Source organism: Virgibacillus proomii (genome assembly GCF_900162615.1).
Classification (GTDB): Bacteria; Bacillota; Bacilli; order Bacillales; family Amphibacillaceae; genus Virgibacillus; species Virgibacillus proomii.
Window position 1 is genome coordinate 761,917 of the sequence record NZ_FUFN01000009.1, and the last position, 14,153, is coordinate 776,069.

9 protein-coding genes and 1 riboswitch are annotated in these 14,153 nt (G+C 35.7%); of the genes, 6 read left to right on the top strand and 3 right to left on the bottom strand.

What is annotated here, in order from left to right; translation table 11 throughout:
• Window positions 1–156: 156 nt before the first annotated feature.
• Together BN1066_RS06205 and BN1066_RS06210 are read right to left on the bottom strand one after the other, a co-directional pair.
• Complete coding sequence (locus tag BN1066_RS06205; RefSeq protein ID WP_077318579.1) at window positions 157–1,527, bottom strand: class-II fumarase/aspartase family protein; 1,371 nt, start codon at window positions 1,525–1,527, stop codon at window positions 157–159.
• A gap of 15 nt (window positions 1,528–1,542) precedes the next feature.
• Window positions 1,543–3,099, bottom strand: coding sequence for a PTS transporter subunit EIIC (locus BN1066_RS06210; protein ID WP_077318580.1), 1,557 nt, complete (start codon window positions 3,097–3,099; stop codon window positions 1,543–1,545).
• A gap of 822 nt (window positions 3,100–3,921) precedes the next feature.
• On the opposite strand from BN1066_RS06210, the gene rarD reads away from it, so the two are divergent.
• The 4 genes from rarD to BN1066_RS06230 all read left to right on the top strand — a co-directional run bounded on the left by rarD (window position 3,922) and on the right by BN1066_RS06230 (window position 9,097).
• Entirely contained in the window at window positions 3,922–4,848 is a 927-nt protein-coding gene (gene rarD / locus BN1066_RS06215; protein WP_077318581.1) for an EamA family transporter RarD, read from the top strand.
• 48 nt (window positions 4,849–4,896) lie between these two features.
• Window positions 4,897–5,022, top strand: a riboswitch (SAM riboswitch).
• 217 nt (window positions 5,023–5,239) lie between these two features.
• Window positions 5,240–6,988 (top strand): O-acetylhomoserine aminocarboxypropyltransferase/cysteine synthase family protein, encoded by a 1,749-nt coding sequence (locus BN1066_RS06220; RefSeq protein ID WP_077318582.1) that lies wholly within the window; start codon window positions 5,240–5,242, stop codon window positions 6,986–6,988.
• Window positions 6,989–7,602: 614 nt separating this feature from the next.
• Window positions 7,603–8,496 carry a GDSL-type esterase/lipase family protein gene (locus BN1066_RS06225; RefSeq protein WP_077318583.1) on the top strand — a complete coding sequence of 298 codons (894 nt, stop codon included), beginning with the start codon at window positions 7,603–7,605 and terminating at the stop codon, window positions 8,494–8,496.
• Window positions 8,486–9,097, top strand: a complete 612-nt coding sequence (locus BN1066_RS06230) for a YpmS family protein (protein ID WP_245799713.1) — start codon at window positions 8,486–8,488, stop codon at window positions 9,095–9,097. Before BN1066_RS06225 ends, BN1066_RS06230 begins: the two co-directional genes overlap by 11 nt.
• Before the next feature lie 488 nt (window positions 9,098–9,585).
• Here BN1066_RS06230 and BN1066_RS06235 read toward each other — a convergent pair whose 3' ends face one another.
• On the bottom strand, window positions 9,586–10,209 hold the full coding sequence (locus tag BN1066_RS06235; RefSeq protein ID WP_077318585.1) for a hypothetical protein: 624 nt from the start codon (window positions 10,207–10,209) through the stop codon (window positions 9,586–9,588).
• A gap of 1,423 nt (window positions 10,210–11,632) precedes the next feature.
• On the opposite strand from BN1066_RS06235, the gene BN1066_RS06240 reads away from it, so the two are divergent.
• Both BN1066_RS06240 and BN1066_RS06245 read left to right on the top strand, forming a co-directional pair.
• Window positions 11,633–12,823, top strand: coding sequence for a glycine C-acetyltransferase (locus tag BN1066_RS06240; RefSeq protein WP_077318586.1), 1,191 nt, complete (start codon window positions 11,633–11,635; stop codon window positions 12,821–12,823).
• A 35-nt stretch (window positions 12,824–12,858) separates the two neighbouring features.
• Window positions 12,859–13,806 (top strand): L-threonine 3-dehydrogenase, encoded by a 948-nt coding sequence (locus BN1066_RS06245; protein ID WP_077318587.1) that lies wholly within the window; start codon window positions 12,859–12,861, stop codon window positions 13,804–13,806.
• The last annotated feature ends 347 nt before the right edge of the window (window positions 13,807–14,153 follow it).

The window sequence follows — 14,153 nt, forward strand, 5'->3', positions numbered from 1 at the left end:
TTGGGCATTTAGGTGCCGTTTTCTCCCACTTAGACCTTTTGTATCAACTCAAGATTTTAAAGTGGGAGTCTTACGGCACCTTACATGCGGGATAAAAACATTCATACAAAAATGACATTACCCCTTCTTACATCTAAGTAGGAAGGGGTAATGTCATCAGTTATACTTATTTAATATCTCTTCTTTAACTTCTTTTGCTCTATTGGCTTCCTTCTCCGCTATTGTAACGGAAAGCCCGATATAGTTTCTCGGGTCAATCATCTCTTTAATTTCTTCATCTGTAAAGTCACTGGCAATCTTTTCATTTGTTTTTAAATTAGCAAAGAAGTCTTCGCCCCCCGCAGCAGTCTTCATTGCAATTTCATACATGAGTGAATGCGCTTGATCTTTACCCAGTTTTTCTGCTAATTTCATCATCACATATTCACTATTATCCAATCCCTTGTTACGTAAAGCATTATACAGCATCCTGTCTTTATGAACGACTATTGTTCTTGTTAATTCCTCACACCGTAATAAAACCTCCGTAATTAATTCCATTGCTTCTTCAAGCAAACCATCGAATAGCATATAGGAACTGCTATCCCCTTCATATGGACGTACGGCTGAATACATTCCGACTCCAGGTAAAGAATACAGTTTTTGAGAGTTTGCAATAATCCCTTTAGCTAGTTTCGGATTAATTTTATGTGGCATGGTACTGCTGCCAATCGTACCCTCACTAAATCCTTCCGAAACCTCTGCTATTTCTTCCAATGTTGTACTATATACTTCTTCAGCTATTTTATGGCAGACATTGGCTAGTAATGACAAGTTCATCATATACTCTAATTTATGTGTACTTATATTTCTTGAAGGAACTTCCATCGGATACATTCCTACTAACTCAGCAACACGCTCTTGTACTTGAATGCCAACTTCCGGCATCGAACTAAATGTACCTACAGCCCCTCCCATCATAATTTTAAAAACCCTTTTTTCTGCTTCTGCCATACGTTCATAGCAATGAATAAACTCGCTAATCCATACCGAAACCTTATACCCATATGTAATAGGAATCGCATGTCTCCCATGGGTTCTTCCAGGCATTACCGTATTCTTATTTGCATATGCCAAAGCACTTAAATTACCTAAAATTTTACCGATTATTTTCATAAACTGATGATGTGCTTTTTTTAGAATATAAAGTTGTGAGCTTTGTTGTATATTTTGTGTTGTTATCCCATAATGAACATATTTTCCACTATTTTCTGGACAAGCTTTTACTAATACCTTTAAAAAAGGAACAAAACCATGTCCTATTTTTTTATATATTTGATCCATTTCTGCAAAATCGATATTTTCTATTTTAGCTGCTTGTTTAATATCGTCTGCCGCTTTTTGGGGAATAAATCCGTATTCAGCTTGTGCCTGTGCTAAAGCAGCTTCAAATAATAACCATGTTTTATATTTTTCCTCTTGTGTAAATAATTTTTTTATACCTTGATCATCCATTGTCTTACTTTTTGAATCATATAATGCTCTCATTTATCTCTCTCCATTTTAGTTTCGTATTTCATCATCAACCGCATTTTTTACAAATTCAACTTGGGGACCATACACAACATGAATATGTTTTGCCGTTGGAAAGAAAAATCCTGTACACCCAGAGGTAGTTAATAAATCTTTGTCGATAACCCGAACATCTTTTAAATCGATCCGTAGTCGGGTAATACAATTATCGACATTTAAAATATTTTCTTTTCCTCCTAATGCTTTAACGACAATTCCTGCAATATCACCATAACGTTTTTCCTTTAATAATGAGTTATCCAAATTTTGCTGTTCTTCTCGTCCAGGAGTTTTAATATCAAAGCGAACGATAGCCCAACGAAACAAAAAATAAGTTATGATAGCTAACCCTGTACCAATCAATACAAGAAAAATCCAATTTGTTTTTTCATAAAGCAATCCGAAAATAGTAAAATCAAAAATAGTTCCACGTATATATCCAATCGCCACCCCTGCAAAAGATAATAAAACAGCACCAATTCCAACAATAAAAGAATAAACAACATATAACAATGGAGCTATAAATACGAATGTAAATTCTAACGGTTCGGTAACATTACCAAGAACAGCAGTTAAGACCATTGTAATTAACATTGATTTGACGTAGGCTTTATTTTCTTTATAAGCCGTTTTATACATTGCAAAAGCAATCGCCGGAAAAATAAATAACGTTACCAACATTTGCTGCTGTGCCATAAAACGAGTTAGTTTTGGCATCATCGACCAATACTCACTATTAGGCCCTTGATTAAATAAAATCTCCGTCATCGCAGGGACAACTCCTACGTATGTTTCACCATCAATAACATATGACCCTCCAGCCTCCGTGAATCTAAACAGAACATTCCACACATGATGAAGCCCAAAGGGAATAAACAATCTTTCTCCTGCAGCAGTAAAGAACGGACCAACTACACTTAAATATACGGCAGATAAATTCGTTAAAAGTCCTACAAACAAAGACCAGATAAAAGGAATCACCAGGCCAATGACGGTCATGAGACCAATTGTAATAATGGGGACGGATTTTTTTCCCGAAAAGAATGCAAAAGCCGTTGGCAGTTCTAGATTATAAAACTTATCCGTTGCCCAGGCAGCTACTAATCCGGTGATGATCCCCCCTGCCGCATTAATATTCATTGTTTGAATACCTAATACTTCTATTTGTCCAAATTGAGTCATGATCTCCGGATCTGCCATTTTACCCGTTACGGTTAGCCAAACATGCATTGCAATGATTAAAGTTAAATAACCAGTTGTAGCGGCAAAGACAGATATCCCCTTATCTTTTTTACTCATTCCATAAGCTACACCCATTGCAAATAATAATGGGATATTATCAAACACGGCACTTGCTATTGTACGAATACTAATTAATACTGTGTTTACTACTTCATAGCCTAAAAAGGGAAACCTTTCAATCATATAAGTTTGAACCAATGCTCCACTAATTCCTAAGATCATACCAACTGGTGCCAGTACTCCAATTGGCAGGAGTAAAGTTCGCCCGAATCTTTGGATAGTGTCGCTGATTTTCCTCTTACTCATCCATTTAAACCTCCTCAACCAGCATTTTATATTTTATTTTATCAGCAAAACCAAAGATAAAAAGCGCTTTCATATCCTTTTAACTTACATAGGTAAACAAAAATGACCTAGATCACTTTTGTTATTATTAATGATTCAGTTATTTTCCTAACATTTCTTAAAGGCAACCATTATCTTCAGATTCATATATTTTATACACGCTTAACATAAAAAACGGCCTCAGCCCTATAAATAGAGCCAAAACCGCTTACAACTATGTTATTAAGATCCACTTCTTTTTGGCAGGGCTTTTTCTCTTTGTTAAACATCTAAGAAGCCATAAAACTCGTTGTCCGGTGTGTCGCTGACGTAGCTTTCCTTGACCTTGAAAAATGGAAATGTGTTGCTGACGTAGCTTTGCTTTGCAGTTTGAAAGGTTAATATGGATGCGGCTAAGCTTGCCAGCAATTCTGCTGAATCATTCCATCATAAATCACATTTGTTCCCATTTTTATTGTCATCTCCCATAATATCTGCTTTTAGAATATGAAAAATATTCTACTCATTTGTTTTAGAGGAACGACTATTTTCAAAAGCACATTCATCCATTTGATTGGAAATGTTTTTCTGATACATAGTGTTAGTCCCTTTTCTTTAGTATTCCTTCACGATGTTACCTTTTTTAATAGTATTCAAATCTTTTAAACATCAATGCTTGATTATTTAATGAGACAACTCTAAAATAAATATAATTAGCCGAGCATAGGAAAGCTAGACTTTTGCTTACATACAATGGAAGAAGAAATCATATCCATACTTCTATCCAAAGAAAGAAGGAGAAAAATGAATGATGTTTCTCAGATTAGATCAGGTAGTTTATATACAATAGGGGCATACGTTCTATGGGGGTTTCTACCAATCTATTGGAAATTCCTTGATCATGTTTCACCTGGAGAAACGTTAGCTCATCGCAGTATCTGGTCATTTATTTTCATGTTTATCATCGTTTTAGTTACCCGAAACTGGCAAGAATTTATAGATGAATGGAAGGCTTTGCTTCATGATAAACGGAAATTAATAGGCATTTCATTGGCAACTATTGTCATTAGCCTAAATTGGCTAACCTTTATTTGGGCAGTAAATAGTAATCATGTTGTACAAGCAAGTTTAGGTTACTATATTAATCCATTAATCAGTATTTTATTAGGAATCATTGTTCTAAAAGAAGCTTTTACCATGAGACAAACCGTATCGTTTATTCTTGCAACTATTGGAGTTCTGTATTTAACATTTAGTTATGGCACGTTTCCTTGGGTTTCTTTACTGCTTGCAACTACCTTTGGACTGTATGGATTATTGAAAAAAAAGCTAGATATAAAAGCAATGATTGGACTAACCATAGAGACGATGCTTATTGTACCAATCGCTATTATTTATGTGATTATGATTCCAGACCATGCTTTTCAAATAAACGAATTTTTTTCAAACACTAACTTTTTATTAATGGGAGCTGGAGTAATGACTGCTGTTCCATTATTATTATTTGCTAGTGGAGCAAAACGAATCACTTTAGGAATGATTGGCTTTTTACAATACATTGCTCCTACATTAATGCTGTTAATAGGTGTATTTCTCTATGATGAAGCTTTCACATCAGCCCATTTTATCGCTTTTTTATTTATTTGGGCTGCGTTAATAAACTATATGCTGTCGAGTTTTTATCATCCGTTTAGAAACAAACAGATGTCATCTTCTAAAACTACGAGTTGACATAAAGCCATTATACTCATATAATATTCAGTAATTTAACAATTGTATCTCTTATCAAGAGCGGTGGAGGGAATAGGCCCTGTGAAACCCAGCAACCTGAAAGCAATTCTGCATATTGCTTTTTACGGTGCTAAATCCTACAGATCATCTTGTAAATGATCTGAAAGATAAGAGGAGGAACAGAATGACCCAAACCCTCTTCTTATTAGGAAGAGGTTTTTTTATTTACCTCTTCTTCTCAAGTGAGCAAAAACGAAAGGAGTCGGTTTGCAACGTCCAAACAGAAAACAAGGCAACAGAAGGAACCGATGCTGACTAGGCATAGTCAAAAATTTTTTTCTTAAGAGCTGTTCACTTTTTCTTCATCAAAACTATTAGGGAGGAATAAGTAATGACAAATTTTCAAAAGCATGACAGGGAGACCGTATTACTACATGGAGGGCAAATACCTGACCCTACAACAGGATCAAGAGCTGTACCAATTTATCAAACGACATCTTATGTTTTTAACGATACAACACATGCACAAAACTTATTTGGATTAAAGGAAGCAGGCAATATCTATTCGCGAATTGGCAATCCTACCGTTGCTGCGTTTGAACAACGGGTAGCAGAATTAGAAGATGGAGTTCAGGCTGTTGCAACTTCTTCAGGAATGGCCGCCATTACATTTGCCATTCTTAATGTAGCAAGTGCAGGAGATGAAATTATCACAGATAGTAACCTTTACGGCGGTACTTACAATCTATTTGCGAATACATTGCCGCGTTATGGTATTCATGTAAAATTTGTTGATGGAACGAATCCGAACGAGGTTGAAGCAGCTATTACAAACAAAACAAAAGCTATTTTTGGAGAAACGATTACGAACCCAAGCCTCCAGATATTTGATGTAGAAAAAATAGCTGCGATTGCCCATGCCCATCATATTCCACTAATTATTGATAACACATTTGCACCATATATCACAAAACCCCTAGCTTGGGGTGCAGATATTGTCGTACATTCGGCGACCAAATGGATAGGTGGACATGGTACCACGATTGGAGGTGTCGTCGTCGATGGCGGACGATTTAATTGGAATCATGAAAAATTCCCGGGATTTACAGTTCCAGATGAAAGCTATCATGGTCTAAGGTTTGTCGATGTAGGACCAGCTGCCTTTGCTACAAAATTACGAGTTCAATTGTTACGTGACATAGGTGCCTGTTTGAGCCCTTACAATGCCTTTTTATTATTACAAGGATTGGAAACATTGCATTTACGCTTGCCACAGCATGTCCAAAACGCCCAGAAAGTTGCTGCATATCTGAATAGCCATCCGGCAATTGAGTGGGTATCATATCCAGGTCTGGAAAGTCATCCATCCTATCATTTAGCAAAAAAATATTTCAGTCATGGTGCTGGATCGATTATTACCTTTGGTATCAAGGGAGGGCTAGAAGCAGGTCGTACGTTAATTGACAACATTGAACTATGGTCACATGTCGCTAATGTTGGTGATGCAAAATCATTAATCATTCACCCGGCATCCACCACCCATCAACAGCTGTCAACAGAAGAATTAGCAGTAAGTGGAACAACAGAAGAAATGGTTCGTTTATCTATCGGTTTGGAATCGATAAATGATTTGCTAAAAACATTAGATACTGCCATTGCCAAAGCAACTGGGAATGCTGAAACAATTGGATCTGATGAAGATGATGCCATTGAATGGTTACTCCATTCTCCATTCGCTAGAGAAGATGGGAATGTCCGTAAGAAAACGATTGTAGTATATGGGCTGGGACAGGCAAATAATAGCAGTAAAGAAAAAGTGAAGCAATTGCAACAATTAGGATTTGATCTCGTCGAAGTTGGCAAAACCTTTCATTCAGAAACGCTTCCTCAATATGATGAATTGTCTGCTATTCCAACCATAGTGGATGCAATCTGGTTCATTCAACCTGAGTTACCGGCTACTGTATTGCAACAGTTCATTAATAAAGATGGTAAGATTTTATGGATCGAACATCCAGATGCCAATCTTACTGTGTTAGAGAATGTAAAAGCTGCAGGAATACCGATTATTACTGGGAAGAATCCTTATGAGTTGGCTGTTTCTCTCCGATGTAATCAAAAAAGTCTGGTTACCGTATAATGAATGGTATCTTTTTCAGCATTATTTGCTGGGTTTGAGATTTTGGACGAATAGGATCCAGATTATGGTCTCAAATTAAATCAAATTTCAAAATCAGAGAAAATCAAGCAATAGTAAAGATTCTGTTACCAGTTGAAGTTCTGCTAAACTTGATTTTTCTTAAAAAATCCAATAAAAGTGTATGTTTAGAAAAACTTGGCTAGCAGCAAAGCGCAGACCATAGCCTTAGTTACACGTATACTTAGAACTTAAAAATTTTTAACTACGTTGAATGAACTTCAACGCTAAAAAAAATTTATCCGTTCTAACGTGCGAAGAAACTCGATGTCCATTTTACCCTACTTTTTAAACAGCCTCTAAAAGTCAATATTATTATATTTAAAGGTTTACTTTATTATAAAATTGGAAAAATTATAAGTAACCTTCCCTTTCTTGATCGCCTTACAAATTTGGAGGCGATCTTTATTTTTCACAGATAGAAAGGTTTATAATAGTCAATTTGCGGTAAACTAAGAGTAGATGACCGAACTCTATACATAACATATCATTTGGAGTTAACGAGTTTACCCCCTAATTAAATTTACACAATAAATACAGCAGCGGTGTGATGAAATATGCAAAAAAACAGTAAAAACAAGTACTTTTTTGGCATTATCTTTATGCTAATCACTGGAATAGGGTTATTCATTCTGTTCCAATCGCCAATCGCTTTAACCAATAAAGATCAAGAAACAAATGGGCAGCCACATAAGACAAAAGCATATGGAAAAGTGAATATAATAAAAGAACATAAACAGCGCCCATATCATACATCAGCATTAAAAAAAGAACAGCCAGTGATTAAATATTTTTCTGAACCGGTCCATATTACTGCGATTGGTGATTCGTTAACACAAGGAATTGGGGATGAAACGAAGCAAGGAGGATATATAGGTGTTTTAGAGCAAATGTTCAACAAGCGCAAAAGTACTGGTACGTTTGATAATTTTGGTAAACGGGGCAATCGATCCGATCAATTGCTAAAAAGTTTAAATGAACCAGATATTAATTCCTCTATTCAACGGGCAAATATTGTATTAATTACCATTGGAGCTAATGATATTATGCAAGTATTGAAGGAAAATATCACAAATTTGGAAATGGACGATTTTACTATCGAGCGACAAAACTATGAAAATCGCTTAGTTAAAATCATTGGAAAAATAAAGCGTATCAATCCTGCTACAGACATTTATTTATTAGGCTTTTACAACCCCTTTGCGAGGTATTTTAAAGATATTCAAGAATTAGAAATCATAGCTAAAGATTGGAACACAACTGGTGGAAACGTTACAAAAAAAATCGACCATACGTATTTTATACCTATGATGGATTTGTTTGATAATACTGCCAAAGAAGTATTTGCAGATGACAACTTTCACCCTAATCGTCTTGGTTATCAGCTTATAGCCGAACGCGTACTGGAGTATATTAACAAAGAGAAAGAAGATGACTCGTATGGGGAATAGGATTGAACAAAGGAAATGGAAGCAATGGTTTATAGCCTTATTATCTCTAAATATCATTTTGTTCCTGCTATTTCTAATATTTATTTTCTGGCCGGTTTCAGAAGTGGATTATCCTGATCCTTCTGCTAAGCCAAATAGTGAAAGCTCCGAGTTTGTAGTACGAACAACAAAAGAAAATTTGAACGAACTGGTTAATGCTTATATTGATCAGCTTTTAGAGGGAACAAATCATCGATATCGTGTTGAATTAGGTGAAGATGTGCATTTAATTGGAGAATTGCCGGTATTTTCTTCAACTGTTCCATTATCTGTCCATTTAGAACCATTTGTTCAAGAAAACGGGGATATTATTTTAAAACAAAGATCTATCTCCATTGGTTTATTGGCATTACCAAACCAAAAGATTATGGAGTATATTAAAAAATATTTGCCAATGCCAGAGTGGGTTATAGTTAATCCGAAAAAAGAAGAAATTTATCTTGCTGTTACCGATATAAAGCTAAAAAGCAACTTTCAGATTGAGGTCGAGCACATTGATTTAGAAGCAAATAATATAGCATTCAAATTTAGAGTGCCATATCAAACATTGGGAATTGAATAATCAAACTGTATCTTTTTGTACCATGAGAACATGGATTCTCAGGTGTCAGGCATACCTTACAGTAAGATAACTAGTTTGGAAAAACTTGGCTTGTTGCCATGTCTTTCTGGCGAAAGCTATCGTTTTTCTTATACGATAAAGTGAAACTTCATTTCTTGGAATGCTTTTCCCAAGAAATGTTAGTTAAACGAATCGGGCATTTAGGTGCTGTTTTCTCCCACTTTGACTCTTTGTATCAACTCAGGATTTTTATGTGGGAGTCTTACGGCACCTTACATGCGGGATAAAGCCTAAAGTTTTATATTTCCTATAGTGTAAAAAAGCCACCTGTGCCTGCGAAGACTTTTCCTCAAAAAACATAGCTGATACCAAATCTCTGTCTCCCATTTTTTCCACTTGCAAACGTAAAAATTTTTATTTTTTATCCCCCAAAACTTGATATGTCAAAAAAGAGACTGGGATTTCGTCCAGTCTCTTTTGAATTCTGTTTAACGGATTACAAACCGTTTTACCTTTGAAGATAATAAAAAAATAAATGATTGCTTCACTTTTGTTGACTCTATGTTAGTTTTATTCTGCTTCTTTTTACTATACGGATATTCTTCTAACACCCCTTGATAGATAAGCTCCATCCCTTTTTGTGCTCGAATATCTCCTGGTGTAACAAAACATGTTGGTTTAGCAAGACGGAAGCTTTTTACATCCTTTAAAACAGTAGCAACAAACTGTGAACAGAAAAATGCACATTTACGGTTAATCTCAATTTGTAGCAATATTCCAATTAGCCCAATAAAATTATAACGATATTCCCGTTTTTGGTTCTCAATTCGTTTAATATGATCTACTATTTTTCTAAATTCCTCTTCTGTTACAATAAAGCGATAAACAGCGCAGTTTGACTTTTTCAAAAAATCACTGTGAATATCCTCTCTTACAAACCCACCAATAAACGGATTCCTTGGCTGTTTACGTCCAAAGCTGTAAAGCTCATGTAACTCTTTATCAAATCCAATAGAAACATGATTTAAAGATTGTTTTGTAAAAAAGTTAATCGCTTTCGCTAAGTTTGTTCCCGTATCTGTAAAAAGAAAATAAATGGTTTTCTCACTCAATATCCAGTCCTCCTCCCCAGCCGTAAATGAAAGAACTAAGCTTCCCCCTTCTATTACTATATTAGAAAAAACTTGGCTTGTCGCCAAGTCTTTATGGCGAAAGCTATCGTTTTTTCTTATACTTTCCTATAGTACAAAAAAAAGCAAATTGCACAAGTCTAATAAAAAGCTATTTTCTCTAAGTACAACTAAATGATAATGAAAGCTAATTACTACCTTTCATTTATTTTACAATAAATTTTTGTTTTGTCGATGACTTCAATCACTTCATCACACTTAAAAATACAATTGTCTATTTGATTGAATATCAACAACGTTATTTCATACGTTATGATTAAACACAAACTTCTAAAGATTTATTTTAATACAGTTTGGACAATTTTATTAGTATTGCTACTGCTTAATTCAATATATCCAAACACGCCAAAAGTAATGATTAAGATTAAAAATAGTACAACAAGAATTTTCTTCATTGTCCTCTTCCTTTCCCTTCGCCCAAAGTAGAGATAGGGAGCGATTGGTTCTTCGTTTTTTCTACCTAGTATCTATATTCAGTATTAGAAAAACTTGGCTTGCCGTCGAGTCTTTATGGCGAAAGCTGTAGTTTTTCTTATACGATAAAGCCTAAAGTTTTATACTTTCCTATAGTATAAAAAAGTTCACACGCTTAAACCATTGTTTTTGGTGACATTTTCGCAGGTAAATCTTACAAGTTTGCAACTTAAGCATAAGCAAGGAATAAAAGTGCACGTGCTTGTTTTTCGATGGATAAACCGGTTAGCTTTTGATGAGGTAAAAGAAAACATGCCTCTAAAACAAGGGTATGCCGACGCTTAAGCGGCAAGCCTGCTTTTCGTCGGCCTTCCTTTAGATTCGAGCCAATGTGAACTTATCACAGGAGGAGGAACAGGTTTGCTAGAAGCTTGAGCTTAAAAACCTTTGAATGAATCGGGCATTTAGGTATCGTTTTCTCCCACTTAGACTCTGTTGTATCAACTCAGGACTTGAAGTGGGAGTCTTACTGCACCTTACATGCGGGATAAAGGGAAACTTCATTTCTTGGTATGCTTTCCCCAAGAAATGTTAGATGAGCCAATCGGGCATTTAGGTGCCGTTTTCTCCAATTTAAACTTCTCGGAAGTTGTGGTCTTACGGCACCTTACATGCGGGATAAACTAGACAACGAATCTATTATCAAAAAAATCTCCACGATGTAGAAACAGATATAGGTTCCCAGAAAGTTAACAATATGTTTACAACGATTTATTTTTTAAGTTTTTCTTAACTACTGTTTGTACGTATTCTTCCATTAAACATTTCGTATAAGTTGTGTTAAACTGAAAAAGAAACATGCTTTTATCCATTATTTGTTTAAAATATTTAGAAACTACATAAACTCACATAAAAGGAGGAAACAAGCAAAATGACAAGTAAAGCATTGGATTCTTTTTTAAATGAAAATATTGCAGATTTAAAAGAACGTGGTTTATATAATGAAATTGATCCGGTTGAAGGGCCAAATGGTCCAGAAATCAAAATAGGTGGAAGAATGCTAATTAACCTTTCTTCCAATAACTACCTTGGGCTAGCTACAGATGAACGGTTAAAAAAAGTTGCAAAACAAGCGGTTGATTCTCATGGTGCCGGTGCAGGAGCCGTTCGAACCATTAACGGTACACTTGATCTACATCTTGAATTAGAAAAGAAGTTAGCAGCTTTTAAGGGAACAGAAGCGGTTATTTCTTACCAATCCGGCTTTAATTGTAATATGGCTGCAATTTCTGCTGTAATGGATAAGCATGACGCCATTTTATCAGATGAGTTAAACCATGCCTCAATTATCGATGGCTGCCGTTTATCAAAGGCAAAAATTATTCGCTTTAACCATTCGGATATGGAAGATCTTAGACAAAAGGCAAAAGAAGCTGCAGAGTCCGGTCAATATAAAAAGATTATGGTAATTACGGATGGGGTCTTTTCCATGGACGGCGATATTGCGAAGCTTCCGGAAATTGTTGAAATTGCTGAGGAATTTGACCTTATCACGTATGTCGATGATGCACATGGATCTGGTGTATTAGGTAAAGGTGCAGGAACAGTAAAGCATTTTGGCCTACAAGATAAAGTTGATTTCCAAATGGGAACATTATCCAAAGCGATCGGTGTTATTGGCGGCTATGTTGCTGGAAAAGCAAACTTAATTGACTGGTTAAAGGTTCGTTCTCGTCCATTTCTATTTTCAACAGCAGTTTCACCAGCTGATGCAGCAGCTAGTGCGAAGGCTATTGATATTCTAATGGAAAGTACGGAACTAAATGAAAAGTTATGGGAAAATGGAAATTATTTAAAGACTGGCTTAAAACAGTTAGGCTTTGATATTGGTAATAGTGAAACACCTATTACGCCTTGTATAATTGGAGATGAAAACGCAACACAAGCATTTAGTAAACGATTAAATGAAGAAGGAGTCTATGCAAAATCAATTGTCTTTCCAACAGTACCGCGGGGAACAGGGCGTGTAAGAAATATGCCGACTGCAGCACATACAAAAGAAATGTTGGATAAAGCGATTAGCATCTATGAAATAGTTGGAAAAGAACTTGGGCTAATTTAAGCAGAAAGTGAAGCAATAAGAGAGGATTTCGAGTAATGAAGAAAATACTTGTTACAGGAGCTTTAGGACAAATAGGCTCAGAGCTTGTTATTAAATTAAGGGAACGCTATGGAATAAATAATGTAGTAGCGACTGATATTCGTAAGGCAGAAGGAATCATAGCTGAAGGTCCATGTGAAGTTATTGATGTGACCGATGCAAACCAACTTTATGAAGTGGCAAAGAAATACCAAATAGATACGATGATGCATTTAGCTGCATTATTATCGGCAAAAGCAGAAGAAAATCCTAAGCTCGCTTGGCATATTAATATGGGTGGTTTAGTAAATGCATTAGAAACTGCACGGGAATTAAATTTACAGTTTTTTACTCCTAGTTCCATTGGTGCTTTTGGTCCAACTACACCAAAAGATAAGACACCTCAAGATACCTTGCAACGTCCAACAACAATGTATGGTGTTAACAAAGTAGCCGGTGAACTGTTAGCAGATTACTATTATACTCGTTTTGGTGTTGATACTCGCGGTGTCCGCTTTCCAGGATTAATTTCTTATGTTACATTACCTGGCGGAGGAACAACCGACTATGCAGTAGAGATGTATTATGAAGCAGTTAAAAATAAAACTTATACATCTTATATTGCCGAAGGTACTTATATGGATATGATGTATATGCCGGATGCGCTTAACGCTATCATTCAGTTAATGGAAGCAAACCCAGCCAATTTAAAACATAGAAATGCATTTAATATCACTGCTTTTTCAGCCGAACCAGAAGATTTTGCCAGTGCAATTAAAAAACATATTCCGGACTTTACATTAGAATATCAGGTTGATCCAGTTAGACAAAAAATCGCTGACAGCTGGCCAAACAGCTTAGATTCAACAGCTGCAATGGAAGAATGGGGCTTTAAAGCAGAATATGATCTTGATAAGATGACAAGTAACATGCTTGAAAAAATCAAAATCAAAATCGAAAGATAAAACTTAGAGCAAAAGCTAGCAACACAAGTACTTAGGCTAGGCAACGCTATTTCAAAAATAGTTACTCATAATGTAGAAATGAGTATAAATTCCTAGACGATTAGAAAAACTTGGCTTGTCGTCAAGTCTTTATGGTGAAAGCTATCGTTTTTCTTTTACGATAAAGTGAAACTTTATTCCGTGGAATGCTTTTTACACGGAATGTTAGTACCACAAGGGTATGACCTAAAGGCCCTTGAGCCAATCGGGCATTAAGGGGCCGTTTTCTCCAATTTAAACTTCTCGGAAGTTGTGGTTTTACAGCACCTTACATGCGGGATAAAGCCTAAGGTTTTATACTTTCCTAT